19 protein-coding genes are annotated in these 16,336 nt (G+C 71.0%); 7 read left to right on the top strand and 12 right to left on the bottom strand.

Annotated elements, in window-relative coordinates; all coding sequences use genetic code 11:
* Positions 1-6: 6 nt before the first annotated feature.
* Positions 7-1,122 carry a phosphoribosylformylglycinamidine cyclo-ligase gene (gene purM, locus FB384_RS09645; protein ID WP_183781694.1) on the top strand — a complete coding sequence of 372 codons (1,116 nt, stop codon included), beginning with the start codon at positions 7-9 and terminating at the stop codon, positions 1,120-1,122.
* A 106-nt stretch (positions 1,123-1,228) separates the two neighbouring features.
* Positions 1,229-1,654 (top strand): alternative ribosome rescue aminoacyl-tRNA hydrolase ArfB, encoded by a 426-nt coding sequence (gene arfB / locus FB384_RS09650; RefSeq protein ID WP_183781697.1) that lies wholly within the window; start codon positions 1,229-1,231, stop codon positions 1,652-1,654.
* Between the two features lie 157 nt (positions 1,655-1,811).
* Here arfB and FB384_RS09655 read toward each other — a convergent pair whose 3' ends face one another.
* The 4 genes from FB384_RS09655 to FB384_RS09670 all read right to left on the bottom strand — a co-directional run bounded on the left by FB384_RS09655 (position 1,812) and on the right by FB384_RS09670 (position 5,080).
* On the bottom strand, positions 1,812-2,537 hold the full coding sequence (locus tag FB384_RS09655) for a VanZ family protein (RefSeq protein WP_183781700.1): 726 nt from the start codon (positions 2,535-2,537) through the stop codon (positions 1,812-1,814).
* A 412-nt stretch (positions 2,538-2,949) separates the two neighbouring features.
* Positions 2,950-3,852, bottom strand: coding sequence for a Gfo/Idh/MocA family protein (locus FB384_RS09660; RefSeq protein WP_183781703.1), 903 nt, complete (start codon positions 3,850-3,852; stop codon positions 2,950-2,952).
* Between the two features lie 93 nt (positions 3,853-3,945).
* Positions 3,946-4,806, bottom strand: a complete 861-nt coding sequence (locus FB384_RS09665; protein WP_183781706.1) for a 3-hydroxybutyryl-CoA dehydrogenase — start codon at positions 4,804-4,806, stop codon at positions 3,946-3,948.
* 85 nt (positions 4,807-4,891) lie between these two features.
* Positions 4,892-5,080 (bottom strand): DUF3073 domain-containing protein, encoded by a 189-nt coding sequence (locus tag FB384_RS09670; protein ID WP_183648247.1) that lies wholly within the window; start codon positions 5,078-5,080, stop codon positions 4,892-4,894.
* Between the two features lie 209 nt (positions 5,081-5,289).
* Between FB384_RS09670 and FB384_RS09675 the strand changes: the two genes are divergently transcribed.
* Positions 5,290-6,177: a hypothetical protein gene (locus tag FB384_RS09675; RefSeq protein ID WP_183781709.1), complete on the top strand. Its 888-nt coding sequence runs from the start codon at positions 5,290-5,292 to the stop codon at positions 6,175-6,177.
* Between the two features lie 94 nt (positions 6,178-6,271).
* Here FB384_RS09675 and FB384_RS09680 read toward each other — a convergent pair whose 3' ends face one another.
* From FB384_RS09680 to ygfZ, 3 genes are all read right to left on the bottom strand, one after another.
* Positions 6,272-7,213, bottom strand: coding sequence for an asparaginase (locus tag FB384_RS09680; protein WP_183781712.1), 942 nt, complete (start codon positions 7,211-7,213; stop codon positions 6,272-6,274).
* Positions 7,210-7,803, bottom strand: a complete 594-nt coding sequence (locus FB384_RS09685) for an RsiG family protein (protein ID WP_183781714.1) — start codon at positions 7,801-7,803, stop codon at positions 7,210-7,212. Before FB384_RS09685 ends, FB384_RS09680 begins: the two co-directional genes overlap by 4 nt.
* A 69-nt stretch (positions 7,804-7,872) precedes the next feature.
* Positions 7,873-9,015, bottom strand: a complete 1,143-nt coding sequence (gene ygfZ, locus FB384_RS09690; protein WP_183781716.1) for a CAF17-like 4Fe-4S cluster assembly/insertion protein YgfZ — start codon at positions 9,013-9,015, stop codon at positions 7,873-7,875.
* Between the two features lie 72 nt (positions 9,016-9,087).
* Between ygfZ and FB384_RS09695 the strand changes: the two genes are divergently transcribed.
* Complete coding sequence (locus FB384_RS09695) at positions 9,088-9,942, top strand: aminodeoxychorismate lyase (RefSeq protein ID WP_183781719.1); 855 nt, start codon at positions 9,088-9,090, stop codon at positions 9,940-9,942.
* Between the two features lie 181 nt (positions 9,943-10,123).
* Here the strand turns inward: FB384_RS09695 and FB384_RS09700 are convergent, their stop codons facing one another.
* Together FB384_RS09700 and FB384_RS09705 are read right to left on the bottom strand one after the other, a co-directional pair.
* A complete protein-coding gene (locus tag FB384_RS09700) occupies positions 10,124-10,744 on the bottom strand; it encodes an FABP family protein (protein WP_183781722.1) in 621 nt (206 codons plus the stop codon).
* Between the two features lie 295 nt (positions 10,745-11,039).
* Positions 11,040-11,777 (bottom strand): TetR family transcriptional regulator, encoded by a 738-nt coding sequence (locus FB384_RS09705; RefSeq protein ID WP_183781725.1) that lies wholly within the window; start codon positions 11,775-11,777, stop codon positions 11,040-11,042.
* Positions 11,778-11,841: 64 nt separating this feature from the next.
* Between FB384_RS09705 and FB384_RS09710 the strand changes: the two genes are divergently transcribed.
* Genes FB384_RS09710 through brnA form a run of 3 tightly spaced genes read left to right on the top strand, consistent with a single transcriptional unit; the run spans position 11,842 to position 13,617 of the window.
* The gene (locus tag FB384_RS09710; protein ID WP_183781727.1) at positions 11,842-13,074 is read left to right on the top strand and encodes a glycosyltransferase; all 1,233 of its coding nucleotides are present in this window, start codon (positions 11,842-11,844) and stop codon (positions 13,072-13,074) included.
* Between the two features lie 56 nt (positions 13,075-13,130).
* Positions 13,131-13,391, top strand: a complete 261-nt coding sequence (locus tag FB384_RS09715; RefSeq protein ID WP_183781731.1) for a BrnT family toxin — start codon at positions 13,131-13,133, stop codon at positions 13,389-13,391.
* A complete protein-coding gene (gene brnA, locus FB384_RS09720) occupies positions 13,381-13,617 on the top strand; it encodes a type II toxin-antitoxin system BrnA family antitoxin (RefSeq protein ID WP_183781733.1) in 237 nt (78 codons plus the stop codon). The genes FB384_RS09715 and brnA overlap by 11 nt, the downstream gene beginning before the upstream one ends.
* Positions 13,618-13,716: 99 nt before the next feature.
* Here the strand turns inward: brnA and FB384_RS09725 are convergent, their stop codons facing one another.
* Genes FB384_RS09725 through FB384_RS09735 form a run of 3 tightly spaced genes read right to left on the bottom strand, consistent with a single transcriptional unit; the run spans position 13,717 to position 16,062 of the window.
* A complete protein-coding gene (locus tag FB384_RS09725; RefSeq protein WP_183781735.1) occupies positions 13,717-14,382 on the bottom strand; it encodes a response regulator transcription factor in 666 nt (221 codons plus the stop codon).
* Positions 14,379-15,593, bottom strand: coding sequence for a sensor histidine kinase (locus tag FB384_RS27300; RefSeq protein ID WP_183781737.1), 1,215 nt, complete (start codon positions 15,591-15,593; stop codon positions 14,379-14,381). Before FB384_RS27300 ends, FB384_RS09725 begins: the two co-directional genes overlap by 4 nt.
* A 19-nt stretch (positions 15,594-15,612) precedes the next feature.
* Positions 15,613-16,062 carry a hypothetical protein gene (locus tag FB384_RS09735; RefSeq protein ID WP_183781739.1) on the bottom strand — a complete coding sequence of 150 codons (450 nt, stop codon included), beginning with the start codon at positions 16,060-16,062 and terminating at the stop codon, positions 15,613-15,615.
* Between the last annotated feature and the right edge of the window lie 274 nt (positions 16,063-16,336).

The following is a 16,336-nucleotide window of genomic DNA, read 5'->3' on the forward strand; positions in this document are numbered from 1 at the left end:
GTCCCGATGAGCGAGTCTGGCCAGGAGCCGGTCGTTGACGGCTCCGGTACCGAAGGTGCCGGTGCCACGTATGCCGCGGCAGGCGTCGACATCGACGCGGGCGACGACGCCGTCGAACTGCTGAAGCCGCACGCAGCGCGTGCGACCCGCCCGGAGGTGGTCGGCGGTGTCGGCGGGTTCGCCGGCCTGTTTTCGCTGAAGCTCGACCGCTGGAAGGAACCGCTGCTGGCGTCGTCCACCGACGGCGTCGGCACGAAGATCGCGGTGGCGCAGGCGATGGACAAGCACGACACCGTCGGCATCGACCTGGTCGCGATGGTCGTCGACGACCTCGTCGTGACCGGTGCCGAGCCGCTGTTCCTGCAGGACTACATCGCCGTCGGCAAGGTCGTGCCCGAGCGGGTCTCCGCGCTCGTGGAAGGTATCTCCGAAGGCTGCGTCCAGGCGGGCTGCGCGCTGCTGGGCGGTGAGACCGCCGAGCATCCCGGCATGATGGCCGAGCACGAGTACGACATCTCGGCCACGGGCGTCGGTGCCGTCGAAGCGGCAGACGTCCTCGGCCCCGAGCGCGTCCGTCCCGGCGACGTCGTCATCGCGATGGGCTCGTCCGGCCTGCACTCCAACGGCTACTCGCTGGCGCGGCACGTGCTGCTGGACATCGCGCGGCTGCCGCTGGACGGGCACGTCGAGGAGCTCGGCCGCACCCTCGGCGAGGAGCTGCTCGAACCGACCCGTATCTACGCCAAGGATTGCCTCGCGCTCGTCGCCGAGGCGGGGGTGCGCACGTTCTCGCACATCACCGGCGGCGGTCTGGAGGCGAACCTCGAACGGGTGCTGCCGCAGGGCCTCGTCGCCCACCTCGACCGCGGTTCGTGGACGCCCGCGCCCGTGTTCGCGGTGATCCAGCAGCGCGGCAAGGTCGAGCGGGCCGAGATGGAGAAGACGTTCAACATGGGCGTCGGCATGGTCGCGGTCGTCGCGGCCGAGGACGTCGACCGCGCACTGGCCGTGCTCACCGCGCGGCACGTGCCCGCGTGGGTGCTCGGCGAGGTCAAGACGGCCGACGGCGACACCGCCGACGGTCCGCGTGCCGTGCTGTCGGGCGACCACCCGCGGTTCTGATCGCTGCCGCCGTTCGGCGTGGGCCGCCACGGACGCCGGCTGTGGGCCCCGCGTCGCCGTCGAATGCGCTCGACACATCCCGGGCGGGCAGGACATCGTGGCTGACGTGAACGAACTGCGTGTGACGCCGGGCTTCGTCGTCCCCGAGGGGGAACTGTCGGAGCGGTTCTCGCGCGCCTCCGGCCCCGGTGGTCAGGGGGTGAACACGACGTCCTCGCGCGTCGAGTTGTCGTTCGACGTGGCGCGGTCGGTCGCCGTGCCGGAGTCGTTGCGGCCACGGCTGTTGGCCCGCTTGGACCGTCGCCTGGCCGCAGGGGTGCTCACGGTCGTGGCCGCCGAGCACCGGGAGCAGCTCCGCAATCGCGAGGCCGCCCGGCAGCGGTTGGCGAACGTGTTGAGCGAGGCGGCCGCGCCACCGCCGAGGAAGCGCAAGCCGACGAAACCGACACGGGGTTCGAAGGAACGCCGGATCGCCGCGAAGAAGCGCCGTTCGGACATCAAGCGGGGCCGCCGCGCCCGCAACGACGACTGAGTTTCCGCCGCATCCGGCGAGGTTGGCGTCACACGTCAGCTCGCGCGCACTCGGTGCGGGGTTCGGGGCTACGGACTCTTCTCGACTCGCAATGCACCCGGATCCGCAACAGCGGCCCTCAGGAGGCACTCAACGCCCACTGCCGCGCGCCAGCGCGTCAGTGAGGGGCGGCTGTCGGGCGACGGGCGGGAGCAACACGGCCGCCGGAGGGCGCAACACGGGCTCCGGAATCCGCAACACGGGCACCCGGATCGGCAACACGGGCCCCGGAGGACGCAACACGGGTGTCGCCACGTGTCCGGCCGTCTGTTCGGTGGGAGCCGTCTGCCCGGGCTGGGCGGCGGTGGGCGACTGGTGGGAGCACCCCGACGTCCGGCCGCGTGATCCACGCGGCGACGGTCGCGCCGACCATCGCCCCGACTGTGTTCACCAGGACGTCGTCGACGGAGGCGACGCGTCCGATGGCGGCGACGTACTGCAACAGTTCGATGCCGCAGGACGCGGCGAACGCCCACGCCGTGGCCCGGCGAATGCTGCGCCACCACGCCCACCGCAGCGGCAGCAACATCGCCGGCGGCAGCAGCAAGCCGAGATTGGCGGCGAACTGCCAGGCCGCCTCGTCGTCGGCGGTCACGGGGAGGAGATCCGTACCGGGGATCAGGTGTACCCGGCTTTCGCCTGCCGTCGGCATCGCGACCAGCAGCAGGATCCAGCCGATCACCAGGCAGATCACCGTGTCGAGGCTCGCCGTCGTGACGGCCTGCCGCACCGGGAGCCGCCGGCGCCTGCGGGAGACGAGCATCAGCCACGCCGCCGAGGCCGGAATCAACATCGTCACACCGACGGGAATGAGTCGGCCGAAATGGTGCAGCAAGAATTCCACGCGACGGACCCCCTTGCTTTTCGCGCGCCAAGGAAAGAATCGCAAAGGTTCCGCGAGGGTGCACACAGTCGATCGTCGTGACTTTTCAGAGCTTGTCCCGACATCGGATTCGGTGGTATCCGAGCCTCGTTTTGCCCCGATTTTCCGGCCGCTGTTTCCGTCGCGCTTTCCCGTTGTTAACAGGGAGTTCCGGCAGGCGAACCTCGCGCCCCGTGACACCATCCGTTCGTAGGTGGTCCGGCCGGGCGAATTCGCGGGCCCCCTTTTCCGGAAGTCGCGGTATCGCGGCACTCACCCGGTATTCTCCGACGGCCGGAATGTCCAGAAAGGGTATGCATGCCCGGTGTCCGCCGGTCCCCGCGGAGTTATCCCACTCCGGGTGTCCGGGGAACCGATCAGCGGCCGCGGCCGGTTATGCGGGGCTCGTTTCGGCGGCCATCAGGCATTTGCCGAGAATCCGCTGCAGGTGGACACCCCTGGCGGCGTTGCACTCGTGGTCTCGCACGCCCGTCGCGATGAGTGCCGCGAAATCATCGAGCAGTGCCGTGTACGCCTCGGCCGCGGCGCCCGCGGTGCGTGCCAGTGTCCGCAACCCGTGCTCGCCGTACACCGTGAACTCCGCCGCGGTCGGCCGCACCGGTACGCGGGTCGACATGCTGACCGTCGAGGTCGCCCTGCCGGAATGCTCGAGCACGATGTGCCACAGGTCTGCGTCGGTCCGGTGGGCGGCGACGACGTCCGTCACCCGGCCCAGCGCGGCGTCCATCAGATCGATCACGTGCGGCCCGACGTCCACCAGCACGCCGTCGGTGACGCGCCATCCCGCCGTGCCGTAGGTGTCGCCCAGCAGCGCCCCCGACAGCCACCGCGCGGCACCGCCCGTCCAGCCGCCGGCCTCGCGAATCCCGGCCAGCCACTCGCGGGTCTGCTGCGTGTAGCGCATCGTCAGCATCATCAGCGACGTCACGCCGGTCTCGTCGACAGCGGCCGCGATGCGCTCGGCCGTCTCCGGATCGCCCGCCAACGGCTTCTCGAGGATGACGTGCTTACCGGCCCGTGCGGCACGCTCGGCGAACTCGCCCTGGACCGACGGCGGAACCGCGAACGCCACCGCGTCGACCGCGTCCAGCAGTTCCTCGAACGTGCCTGCCGCCGACCCGCCGTGCGCCTCGGCGAGCTCACTCGCCACCTCGGGACGTCGCGTCCACACGGCTTCGAGTTTCGTCGCCGGATGATCCGCCAGGCCCGGTGCGTGCACGGTCCGCGCCCACGGCCCACCGCCGACCAGGCCGACGCGCAGTTGCGTGTCGTTCATGTCTCGCAGCGTAGGACCCGGAACGCGGGCGTGGGCGGCCGGTGATCACTCGTGGGAGTGCCAGGCGTCGCGACCGTGCACTCGCGCGAATGCTCAGCTGTAGTCGTAGAACCCGCGGCCGGACTTCTTGCCGAGCAGCCCGGCGTCGACCATGCGCATGAGCAGCGGCGGCGCCGCGTACGTCGGCTCCTTGTACTCGTCGTACATCGAGTCCGCGATGGCCTTGATCGTGTCCAGGCCGATCATGTCCGACAGCCGCAGCGGGCCCATCGGGTGCGCCGTGCCCTTCTCCATGCCCTCGTCGATGTCCTCGGCCGAGGCGAACCCGGCCTCGTACATCCGGATCGCCGACAGCAGGTACGGCACCAGCAGCGCGTTGACGATGAAGCCCGCGCGGTCCTGGCAGTGGATCGCCGTCTTGCCGAGCGCGCCGGTGACGTGCGCTTCGGCGCGCGCGACCACGTCGTCGGCCGTGCGCACCGAGGCGACCAGCTCCACGAGCGGCAGCACCGGGACCGGGTTGAAGAAGTGCACGCCGACGACGTGCTCTGGTCGCCGGGTCGCCATGCCCAGCTTCATGATCGGGATGGAGGAGGTGTTCGAGGCCAGGATCGCGCTGTCGCTCGCCACGACCTTGTCGAGCCTGCCGAACAGTTCCGTCTTGGCCTGTTCCTGCTCGAGGATGGCCTCGACGACGAAATCACGGTCGGCGAACGTCTCGATGTCCGTGGTGAACGTCAGCCGCCCGAGCGTCGCCTCGACGTCGGCGTCGGCGATCTTGCCCGCCTTCGCCGCGCGCTGCAGCGACTTCTCGATCTTGGCCTTCCCGGCGTCCAGCGCCGACTGGCTGACCTCGTTCACCACGACGTCCAGCCCTGCCCTCGCGTGTACCTCGGCGATACCCGAGCCCATCAGGCCCGCACCGACAACACCGATCCGCTGGATTTCCGGCACGTTCTCTCCCTTGAGGTGTCATTGGGCACGCGGAATGCGGGGGTGGCGACCGATCCGCTCGGTGCCACCCCCGCATTCGCCTGCGTCATCGACGATAGTCGTCGTACCCGTCGTCGTACGGGTCTTCGTACCGCTCCTCGTCCTCATGGCCGTTCTGGTCCGAGGAGTTGCTCGACAGCTCTCGCTGAAGTGCCTCGAGGTCCGTGGTGGGAACGCTGTACTTGAGCTCCCGGGCCACTTTCGTCTGCTTGGCCTTAGCTCGGCCGCGCCCCATGGCTCGACCCCCTTGCGCAGGGGCGGGGCGGCCGGGGGAAATCGGCGGCCCCGCGTCGTCTCGACAACTATTTCCTAGAGGACACCGTACCGTGTCCCCCGGGCCGGACGCGACGTGGCGCGGTGTGCGGGACGCGACACTGATGTAGATCACGTTCGGACGGGCCAGCCGATGCCCGCGCCACCCCGGCGGCGTGCCAGGATTCCGGGGTGCTCCGACCATTCGTCGCCTATCTGCGGGTCTACGAACCGCTCGTCGCCTTCGGTGAGCCACCGGACGAGCGGCTGTCTCGCGCGGTCGAGGAAGCCGCACTGACGCGGCCCGACGCGGGCGAGCGTGAGATGGTCATGTGGCTGAAGTCACAGGCTGGTGAGAACCCGCGGATCCTGCCCAAGGAGTCGTCCTCACTGCCGGATGTGCTGGTGCTCGATCCCGAGGAGGTGCCGACCGAGGCGAGCGCCGAGGTCGGGCCGGGGCCGCTCGTGTGCCCGCTGGAGATCCGCCCCCGGTCGGCCGCCGCGCTCGTCGGTTTCCTCGGCGAGGCGCACCCCGCGCTGCGGGGCGCCGTGGTCGACGCGCTGGGGGCGCCGGAGGACCGCATCAAGTCGCGCGCCAACTCGGCGTTGCGCGACCTCTACGGAACGTCGATGCACGTGCTGTCGACGACGTGGACGGTGCCGCTGCCGTGGTTCTCGCTCGTCGACCCGAGGCAGTTCCGGCTGGAGCTCGGCTCGGGGCAGGGCGATCCGAAGCGGGAACTGTCGTGGCGCGCGCCGATGACCGACGCCCTGCGCCGGGTCGGCGAGGCCGAGGAACTGGTGGGCAACGCGCTCGGCGACGACGCGGGACCGGTGCAGATCCTCAGCGAGACGCACCGGTGGCTGGGGAACTTCCACCCGGCGTCTGCGGTCGAGCTGGACTACGGCGGGCTGGTGCAGCTCGTCGACGACCTGACGCTCGAGTCGGACACGTCCGCCGACGAGGTGCACATGCTGCTCGAGGCGCTCCGCAACGGCGACGTCGACGAGGTCGGCGAGATCTTCCAGACGCTGCGCGACTACTGGGGCGAGCTGGCCGCCCGCGAACGCTTCAACTGAGCGCGGAGACCGCTCGTGCCCCGAAGGGCACCTTCGGGGCGCCCACCCGCCGGCCCGGCCACCACCCCCACCGACACGTTGGCGCGTAAAAGTGTCAGTTCAGAGCGTCCGCCAACGCGGTGGTCACGCGGAGTGAACCGACGTCGCGGTCGGCACCCGTGACGACACCGGCGCCGACGGCCATGCGGTCGACGGCCTCGCCTGCCGGCGTCGCACCGAGCAGTCGCAGCGCCTCGACCAGGATCGGCTCGCGGGCGCGGGCGTTGCCGTCGGCGACCTTCAGCGCCACCGCCGTGCCGTCGGCCAGCGCGAACGCGTGTACGCCCTCGGCGCCGCCCTTCATCAGCAGTCCCGGCACGGCGTCCATCAACACCGTGTCCTCCCTGCCGGTGCCGGCGACCAGCCACGGATGCGCGCGCATGGCGTCGGCCACCCGCCGCAGGTCGTCGGAGTCCGCCGTGACCAGGCGCCCGAACGCGCGCGCCAGGCCGGTCAGCGAGTAGGCCAGTAGCGGGGCGCCGCATCCGTCGACGCCGGTCCACGCGATCGGTTCGCCCGTCGCCTCGGACACCGTCTCCGCGATCGCGCGCTGCAGCGGGTGCTCGGGGTCGGTGTAGGTCGCCGTAGGCCACTCGGCCGACACGCAGGTCGAGAGCATCCCGGCGTGCTTGCCGGAGCAGTTCATCGCGGCCCTGCGCCGCTCGGCCGCTGGCCGGTCGCGGGGCGTGTCGGGCGGGCAGTGCAGGGTGTCCTCGTCGAGTCCGGCCTTGGCCAGCAGGGTGAGCGCACGCTCGACGTGCTCGGGCTCCCCGTTGTGCGAGGCGCACACCAGTGCCAGGTCGTCGTCGGCCACGTCCAGCCCCGCCCGCAGCATGCCGAGTGCCTGCAGCGGCTTGTTCGACGACCGCGGGTACATCGGCTCGTCGACGTCGCCGAGCGACGCGCGCACCGAGCCGTCGGGTGCGGTCACGACGACGCTGCCGTGGTGCACGCTTTCGACGAATCCGGAGCGCACCACTTCGACGAGCGCGGTCATGCAGGGTCCTGTTCGTTGTCGGGGCCGGACACGGAACGCTGGGAGTCGAGCAGTTCGTCGACCGACGCCGTGCCGCGGGCGTACCGGCGGGCGATCTCGGCGTTGAACGTGTCGACGACGGCCTGTACTTCCCGCCTGCGCTGCGACACCGACCCCTCCTGCTCCCGGTAGGAGTCGAGCGTCTCGGCCAGCCGGTCGTCGGACAGCGACACGACGTCCGACAGGTTCGCGTCGCCGACCAGAGCCTCGGCCGCGCGGCGGTACTCGCCCGCACGTGTCGGCTCGAGCGTCTGGTGTCTGCCCGAACCCGTCGCGGGCCCGAGCGCGTTGTCGGCCAGGATCGCCGTGAGCCGGGCGACGACGTCCTCGTCGCCCGGGTCGTCCGAGCTCCGTCGCAGCTGCTCGGCCTTGACGATGTCGATCCGGGCGTGCAGCAGTCTGCGCAGGTAGGAGAGGTCGGTCTCCTCCTGGGCGGCCTCGTCGCGCCGCTCCCGCAAGGTCGGCAGCGGCAGTGCCTCCGGTTCGCTCGCGTAACCGGGTGCGAGGACGCGGTCGATGCGACGTCGCCCGCCGGGCCGGACTTCGATCACGGGTTCATCCTGCTCTACGTCGTCGATCTGGACCAGAGGCCGGACACCTCCGGGGCTCTGGTGATCATGTCACCCTCGCAGCCGCTGCACGGCCTCGCGGCCCGGTGCGGCGCCCTCCTGGGGCACCGAATCGGGGTCGATGGCCGCCTGCGGTCGTTCGTCGCCGGAGCCGGTGATCAGTTCGGCATCCACCGGGGTGGACCGTTTGATCAGCGCCAACGCGATCGGGCCGAGCTCGTGGTGCTGGGCGACGCTGCCGACGCGGCCGACCGTGCGGTCGCCGCGCAGCACGGGGTCGCCGGTCTCGGGGTAGACCTCCATCGACCCGTCCAGGTGCAGCAGCAGCATGTTGCGCGGCGGCCTGCCGACGTTGAACACCTTGGCGACCGTCTCCTGCCCGCGGTAGCAGCCCTTCGCGACGTGGGCGGCCGAGCCGATCCAGCCGACCTCGTGCGGAATGGTGCGGTCGTCGGTGTCGACGCCGACGCGCGGCCGCTGGGACTCGACCCGGAGCGCGTCGAACGCCCACGAGCCCGCGGGCCGCGCGCCCGCGTCGGTGATGCGCTTCCAGACGTCGACGAGGTCGGCGCGCGGGACGAGCAGGTCGATGGCGCCCGGCCGGGGCCACGGCATGCGGCGGGCGAACCCGCCGCCGGGCAGCGGGGCGATCGCGTACGGCTCGGCCGGCAGCTCGACGGGAGTGTCGCCGCCCAGGGCGGCCAACGTCTGCTCGGAGTCCGGACCGAGGAGCGTCAGCACGGCGTATTCGCCGGTGGCCTCGCGAATGTCGACGTCGGACCAGAACTTCATGGCCTGCAGGTAGTCGATCAGGGTCTGCTTGCCGCCGTTCGGCATGGCGCTCGTGGCGTGCGAGTCGGGGTCCGTGTCGAGGTGGACGACGTCGCCGGTGTATCCGACGACCATGTGCGCGTCGATGTGGCCGTGGGCGTCGAGGACGAGCGCCTCGGTGCCGGTCTCGGCGGGCAGCTCGGACACGTGCTGCGACAGCACGAGGTGCAGCCACGACAGTCGTTCCGGACCGCCGACGGTGATCACGTGCCGGTGCGACCGATCCACGACCGCCGCGGCGCGCACGGCGGTGCGCTGTTCGGCGAACGGATCACCCCAATGCCACGGCACGCCTGCCTCGGGGTGGTCGTCGGGTGCTGCGACGGCGCCGGGCAGTTCGGACAGGGGCGAGGAGTACGTCATACCGCGATCGTATGTCGGAGTCCGGGACGATGGCCGGTAGCGTTCGCCGCGCCGCTGGGTACGGTGAAGCCCATGCGCGTCCTCGCTTTCCTAGACGGTACTTTCGCCGACCCCGACCAGGCTCACATCCGTGTCGACGACCTCGGCCTGGTGCGTGGCGACGGCATCTTCGAGACGATCCTCGTGACCAACGGAGTGCCGCGTGAGCTGGACGCGCACCTGGACCGCTTCGCCCGGTCCGCCGCGAAGATGGACATGGCGCCGCCGGACCGCGAGGCGTGGGAGCGGGTGGTGCGCCTGGTCATCGACAACTGGCCGGCCGACGTCGAGCTCGCGCTGAAGATCGTGCTGACCCGCGGCATCGACGGTGACCCAGACGAGAAGCCGACGGCGTTCGCGTACGGAACCGACATCCCGGAGTCGACGAAGCAGGCGCGGCGCGACGGCATCGGCGTGGTGACGCTGAACCGCGGGTTCGAGGCGGACCTGATGGAGCGCGCGCCGTGGCTGCTGCTCGGCGCGAAGACGCTGTCGTACTCGGTGAACATGGCGGCGCAGCGGGAGGCGCGCAGGCGCGGCGCCGCGGACGTGATCTTCACGAGCACGGAGGGGTACGTGCTCGAAGGTCCGACGTCGAACGTCGTCCTGGCCCGCGGTGGGACGCTGTACACGCCGCCGCCCACGAACGGCATCCTTCCCGGTACGACCCAGGGCGACGTGTTCCGCGCGGCGGAGCGGGCCGGTTGGAAGACCGAGGTGACGCAGCTCAAGGCCGACGAACTGGTCACAGGGGACGCGCTGATGCTGGCGTCGTCGGTGCGCAAGCTGACGCGGGTGCACACGCTCGACGACGTCCGGCTGGCCGACGATCCCGCCGTGGAGATCCACGCCGAACTGGCGAAGGCCTACGACGCGCAGTACGAGTGAGTACCTCGCCCACCTGAGCCCTGTTGGTGCGCAGGTGGGCGAGGTGCGCAACCACGCGGAGTGACCCGCACGGCTGAGGCAGATGCCCCCAGGGGCGCCTTGGTGGCGTTGAGTGCCGCAAAGGTGCCCCTGGGGGCACGCGCACGCTGGGCTGAACGGGTGTTGCTCGGAGGTGTGAGCCTCAGCCGACGACGCGTTCGAGGACGAGGGAGACGTGCGGGGTCTTCGGGTGGCCCACCATGGCGCGCTCCTCGACGTAGCCGAGGTTGCCGCTGCCGTCGGGCATGATCCCGTACAGCCGTTCGGCGGCCGTGACCTCCTTGGCGGTCTGCGACCGCACGACGGCGTCCGTGGCGAGCTGCCACGCCGACTGTCCACGGGTGTTGCCGTAGTACAGCTCGACGATGCCGGAGGAGTGCGACAGCACGAGCTCGATCGTGTCGTCGGCCTGCGGGCGCCAGAATCCCGTTTCGCGCGCGGCGGGACGGATGATGTTCCCGTCGGCGTCGAGCAGCCAGGACCGCGCCTCGTGGTAGAGGAACGGGCGGCCGTCGTGGGCGATGGTGAGCTGCTGCGCGACACGCACGGGCTCGTCCATCGTCGGGTAGTTGACCTCGCCTTCGCCGCGCCACACGCCGATCAGCGGCAGCAGTGCCAGGCACGCGTCGTTGAGGTCGGCGCCCTCGCGCAGGTTGGCCGTGTCGCCGGGGATCGGCAGATCCTCCAGCTGCGGAAGGTTGCGGTGGGCCGTCTTCTCAGCGCGTTGCGCTGCGGCCTCGATGGCCTCGTCGCCGCTCGACATCGGAGTAAGCCCTACTCAGCGTTGGTGACAGGTGCTGTTGCTGCCGGACCGTGTCGGCTCAGCTGTCGGTGTACAGCCGGTAGACGACGTAGCCCGCGAACCACATCGAGGCGACGATGGCCAGGATCAGCAGCGTCGTAAACAGAATCTCCACGCGCGGAAGGATAGCGCCCACGCTCCGGTTCGCCCGAGTCCAGGTGCCGCCTCGTGAGCATGGTCACCGGTTCGAGGGGGCTGCTTCGCCGAGTTCGCCGGGGGTGCGGCGGCGCCGCAGCGCCGCAGTCTGCGCCGGTCGTCACGGCGAGCGGAGCCGGTCGAGGATCGCGGCGGAGGTCCAGGAGGCGAAGTCGTCGTGGGGCCAGCCGCAGACGGTCACCAGGTGGTCGTAGGCGTCGTGCGAGGTGAGCAGCCCGAGCATGTCGGCGAGGCGTGCTCGGGACGTGGCGTCCCGGGTCGGCAGCATGCCCGCGCTCTCGGACGCCTCGAGCCACGTGGTGATCTCCCTTCGGCGCAGGCCGGCAAGTTCCGCCCGCGCGGCGGCAACCGTCTCGTCGGCAGCCGCGGCGACCGTGAACGCACGCCAGATGCCCAGCGAGTCGCGCAGCCCGTCGGCCAGCCGGGCCGTTGCGGTCGTGATCGCCTCGACCAGGTCGGTGCCGCCGCCCGCTCCAGCGCTGCTTGGTCCTGTGCTGCCCGCTCCAGCGCTGCCCGGTTCTGTGTGGCCCGGTTCGGCGCCGCCCGGGAAGCCGCCGATGAGCGCGGTGATGTCGACGGCGTCCGGATCGCCAGCGAAGCCGGAGCGGAACGCGGCGAGCAGCAGGTCGGCTTTCCGCCCGGTCTGCGTCACCGTTTCGAGTCCGACCGCTGCCTCGGTGGCGATCCGCCGCATGCTCGTGGCCGCGTAGCCGTGCTCGGCGAACAGTCGTCCGGCGGTGGCGATCACGTGCGCGCGGGTGCGCTCGGCGCGTTCCTGTCGTACCGGGGACTCGTACTGCCGACGAGGGCGGCGCGATGCGTCGGATTCGGCTACCATCGAAATTCGACGATACAGCGTATCGACGAAATGTCGCCAGCGAGGTAGCCCGCGGAGGTCTGTCATGTCTTCGGTTCTCGTATGTGTGCAGCCCGCACGCGGGCATGTCGGGCCGACGAAACCGCTCGTCGCCGCGCTCCTCGCCGCGGGCCACGACGTCGCGGTGGTCACCGGCGCGCGCTACGAGCAGGCGTTCGCCGACATCGGCGCCGACGTGACCGTGCTCGACGACGAGGTCGACTTCGACGAGACCGACCTGAACGGCTCGATCCCCGGGAGGGCGGGACTACGCGGCCCGAAACTGGGCCGGTTCGACCTCGCCACGTTCGCGGGCGCGATGCCGGGGCAGCTGCGGGCGGTCGACGAGGTGCTGGCCCGCGGAGTCGACGTCGTGCTCTGCGATCCGCTGTTCGCCGCCGGTATGGCACTCGTCCTCCGTCGGGACGCGCCGCGGGTCCTGGTGCTCGGGTTCGTGCCGTTGACGCAGCCGACGCCGTATCGGCCCGCGCCGCGCGGGCTCGGCGAGCGCCTGCACGGCGCGGCGCTGCGACGGTTCATGGGCTGGATGACCGCACCGGCGAGGGCGACCGCGCGACGGCACATCCGTGAGCTCGTCGGTGTCGACACCGATCTGTCCTTCATGGACTGGCCCATGCGCAGCGACGGCGTACTGCAGATGACGAGCCCTGGCTTCGAGTATCCGCGCCCGCTGCCCGCGCCGGTCCACTTCATCGGCCCGACCACGACCAGCTCGGCGCGCGAGTACGCACTGCCGGAGTGGTGGGACGAGCTCGGCGGGGAGCGGCCGGTGGTGCACGTGACGCAGGGGACGATCGCGAACGGCGACCTCGGACGTCTCGTCGACCCCGCCATCGAGGCGCTCGCCGACGACGACGTGCTCGTGGTCGTCACGACCGGAGGAGCCGAGCCCGACGTCGATCCGCTGCCCGCCAACGTGCGCGTGGCCGATTTCCTGCCGTACGACGAACTGCTGCCCCGGTGCGACCTGATGATCACCAACGGCGGCTACGGCGGCGTCAACCACGCGCTGCGCCACGGCGTGCCACTGGTCGTCGTGGGCGCGAGTGAGGACAAGTCGGAGGTGGCGGCGCGTGTGACGTGGTCGGGTGCGGGCCTCGGCTACGCGCGGGGTTCGATCCCGGTGCCCGCCCTGCGGTCGGCCGCTCGCCGCGTGCTCAGCGGCCCGTCGTACCGCCGCCGCGCAGGCGAACTGGCTGCCGAGGTCGCCGCGGGCCCGGCGATCGACGACGTGGTCAAGCTGATCGTTGACGGCTGAAGTGTGGCGCGCTGACCCACAAATGGGTATAGTTTCTATACCAAGTCGAGGGAGCCGTGGACTTCGAATTCGATCCGCGCAAGAGCGGAGTTAACCGGGTTAAGCACGGCATCGACTTCGATGCAGCGCAGGCGTTGTGGTCGGATCCGATGCTCGTGGAGGTGCCGGCCCGTGCCACCGACGAACCTCGGTGGCTCGTCATCGGCATGATCGACGGAAAGCACTGGTCGGCGGTCGTGACGTATCGAGGTGGCCGAACGAGGATCATTTCAGTGCGCGGAGCGCGCAACGAGGAGGTAGCGCTCTATGAAGGCTGAGGAGTTCGACGAGCGTTTCGACCGTGGCGAGGACGTGACCGGGGACCTCGATCTGTCCGGGATCAGGCGTCCGAACGCCGAGCAGCGGCGGGTCAACGTCGACTTCCCGGCGTGGATGATCGAATCGCTGGACAGAGAGGCCAAGCGGCTGGGTGTGACTCGGCAGTCAGTCATCAAGGTCTGGATCGCGGACCGGCTGGAAAATCAGGGTCACCGTGCGGCATGAGGCCCGGCGATCGACGACGTGGTCAAGCTGATCGTCGACGGCTGACGGCTGACGGCTGACGGCTGACGGCGGTGCGGTAGGTCGGAACGCGGTGTTACGTCAGTCGTCGTGGCGGCCCGGCGCGACGAGGCCGGTCTCGTAGGCCAGCGCGACGAGTTGTGAGCGGTCGCGGGCGTCGAGTTTGGTCAACAGTCTGCCGACATGCGTGCGCGCGGTGGCCGGGCTCATGAAAAGGCGCTCGGCGATCTCCCCGTTGGAACGGCCCGCGCCGACCTCGGCCAGCACCTCGCGTTCCCGCCCGGTGAGCACCTCCAGCCGGCCGGCCGCTACGGGGGCCGGTCCCTCCGCGGCGGCACGCATGACGCGCCGGGTCACGGCCGGGGACAACAGGGCGTCGCCGCGCGCGACGATCCGCACCGCGTCGCGCAGCTCGTCCGGCGTCGCGTCCTTGAGCAGGAATCCCGCCGCACCGACGCGGATCGCCTGCAGGATGTTCTCGTCGGTGTCGAACGTGGTGAGCACGACGACCTGCACGGCGCGCAGCCGCGGGTCGGCGACGATGCGCCGGGTGGCGTCCAGCCCGTCGGCGCCGGGCATGCGGATGTCCATCAGCACCACGTCGGGACGCTCCGTGGCGACGACGGCGACGCCGGTGTCCGCGCTGTCGGCCTCTCCCACGACGTCGATGTCGGCAGCCCGTTCGAGCAGGGTCCGCAGTCCTGCGCGGATCAGGTGCTGATCGTCGACGAGCACGACCCGAATCACGAGTCCTCCCGCGCAGGAATGCGTGCTGTCACGTTGAAGCCCTCTCCCGGCCGGGTTCGGATCCGCAGGGTGCCGCCGAGCAGCGTCAGGCGTTCGCGCATGCCGGTGATGCCCCAGCCGCCGGCAGGGTCCGCGGCAGCTGCGCCCCGGCCGTCGTCGCTCACCCGCACCGTCACCACGTCCTCGCCGTAATCCACGGCCACGGTCGCCGTGGTGGCGTCGGCGTGCCGCAGCACGTTGCTCAAGGCCTCCTGCACGACACGATAGGCCGTCACGTCCGAGACGACCGGCAGTGTGCGCGGGGTGCCGGCGGTGTGCACGTCGACGTGCAGCCCTCCGACGGTGGCGGTGTCGACGAGTTCCTCGAGACGGTTCAGCCCGGGACGTGCGCCTGCGCTTCCCGGCTCGCTGTTCTCGGCGTCCGGGGCGCGGAGCGCGTCGACCGTCGCGCGCAGTTCCCTGCCGGCGTCCCGGCAGGCCGTGCGCGCCGCGACGAGTGACCGCTCCGCGGTGGCGGGCTCGTCGTGCAATGTCTCCCTGGCGACGTCGGTGTGCAGCGAGATCACCGACACGGTGTGGGCGAGCAGATCGTGCAGATCGCGGGCGATGCGCACGCGCTCCTCTTCGACCCGGCGGGTCGCCTCGGTCTCCTGTTCCAGGGCGGCCGCAGCGGTCTGTCTGTCCAATTCGGCCCGCCAGCCACGGCGGGATCGCACGCTGTCGCCGAGCGCGATCACGGCGAGCATCAGGGTCGCGGAGGTCGGGGTTTCGAGGCCGAGCACGTACGACAGGTCGTCGCCCTGGCCGATTCGCACGGCCGTGGACACGCCGAGCAGCGCCAGCGCCGTGCCGCACGCCCAGTAGAGCCGGCCGCATTCCGCGGCGGAGTAGAGCGCCGCGGCCACGGGAACGGCCAACCCGATGGGCGGATAGGAGAGCATGTAGTAGCCGAGCAGCGCGACCGCGGTCACGATCAGCACCGTGACCGGCAGGCGGCGGCGCACGAGCATCAGCGCACCGAAGAGCGCCCCGAACGCGTACGCGGCGGGACTCACGGTGCCGTCACCGCCGACGTTCGCCGTGACGGCCGTCCCCACGACGATCAGCACCACCACACCCAGGGCGGTGTCGATCACGAGCTGGCTGCGGTCGTCCGGCGGCGCCGCTTCCCTGCCCCGTGCGATGCTGCTGCGTGGTCCGATGTGGATCATCTCCCGGTTTCGGCCGGCGTCACTGTGGCCGGAATCCGGGGACCATTCTGGACAGCAGCCAAGCCACGGCGCCCGTCGCCACACCGGTGAGCAGTCCGGTCAGGACACTGCTGCCGAAGGCGGCCGAGCGGAGCACGACGGCCTCGAGCGCGGGCGACAGGGCGCCGGCGAGATTGCCGCCGAGTTCAGGGGCTTCGGCGTGGGCCACATGCCACAGGGCCTGGTGCACCACGCCCAGCACGACGCCGTAGACCGCCCCGACGGCCGAGAGCGTCAGCAGTGGGGACGGGACGCGCCGCCAGAGGACGAACGCGACCCACACGGCGAGTGGCACGAACACGAGCAGCCCGTTCAGCACCGGGGCGACGGGCCCGAGGTCGTGCACGATCGCCCGCGGCGCGCCGAGCATCGCCAGGGCGACGATCGTGAGCGGGGCGAGGCCGAGCCGCTCGCGCAGGCGGGCGGTCACGACCGCGCCGCTGCGGTGCTGCGGGCTCGGTGCCGCGGTGGGAACGGGCGCAACCTCATGGCGTGACTCCACATCGATCCGAACGGGCGGTTACCAACGGAACGTTAGGCCGCCGGTGCCGGTCGCCGCGTCCGTCACAGCGCGCTTCCGTACTACGCGTTTCGACGTACCGCGCCCGCGCCGCGAACCCCGGCCCGCGAACCCCGGCCCGCGGGTGACCCCCCGCCCGCGGGTCGAGTGGTGTGCACTGCCCGCCGGCGGCATGGGTGTGGCC

The organism is Prauserella sediminis (genome assembly GCF_014195435.1).
In the GTDB taxonomy this organism is placed as follows: domain Bacteria; phylum Actinomycetota; class Actinomycetes; order Mycobacteriales; family Pseudonocardiaceae; genus Prauserella; species Prauserella salsuginis.

Excerpts from the sequence above, each read along its gene's own strand:
- FB384_RS09660 (WP_183781703.1), bottom strand. The coding sequence starts at position 3,852 with ATGAACGACACGCAACTGCGCGTCGGCCTGGTCGGCGGTGGGCCGTGG.
- FB384_RS09680 (WP_183781712.1), bottom strand. The coding sequence starts at position 7,213 with ATGACCGCGCTCGTCGAAGTGGTGCGCTCCGGATTCGTCGAAAGCGTG.
- ygfZ (WP_183781716.1), bottom strand. The coding sequence starts at position 9,015 with ATGACGTACTCCTCGCCCCTGTCCGAACTGCCCGGCGCCGTCGCAGCA.
- FB384_RS09705 (WP_183781725.1), bottom strand. The coding sequence starts at position 11,777 with ATGGTAGCCGAATCCGACGCATCGCGCCGCCCTCGTCGGCAGTACGAG.
- purM (WP_183781694.1), top strand. The coding sequence starts at position 7 with ATGAGCGAGTCTGGCCAGGAGCCGGTCGTTGACGGCTCCGGTACCGAA.
- FB384_RS27300 (WP_183781737.1), bottom strand. The coding sequence starts at position 15,593 with ATGATCCACATCGGACCACGCAGCAGCATCGCACGGGGCAGGGAAGCG.
- brnA (WP_183781733.1), top strand. The coding sequence starts at position 13,381 with ATGAAGGCTGAGGAGTTCGACGAGCGTTTCGACCGTGGCGAGGACGTG.
- FB384_RS09700 (WP_183781722.1), bottom strand. The coding sequence starts at position 10,744 with ATGTCGAGCGGCGACGAGGCCATCGAGGCCGCAGCGCAACGCGCTGAG.
- FB384_RS09710 (WP_183781727.1), top strand. The coding sequence starts at position 11,842 with ATGTCTTCGGTTCTCGTATGTGTGCAGCCCGCACGCGGGCATGTCGGG.
- FB384_RS09695 (WP_183781719.1), top strand. The coding sequence starts at position 9,088 with ATGCGCGTCCTCGCTTTCCTAGACGGTACTTTCGCCGACCCCGACCAG.
- FB384_RS09670 (WP_183648247.1), bottom strand. The coding sequence starts at position 5,080 with ATGGGGCGCGGCCGAGCTAAGGCCAAGCAGACGAAAGTGGCCCGGGAG.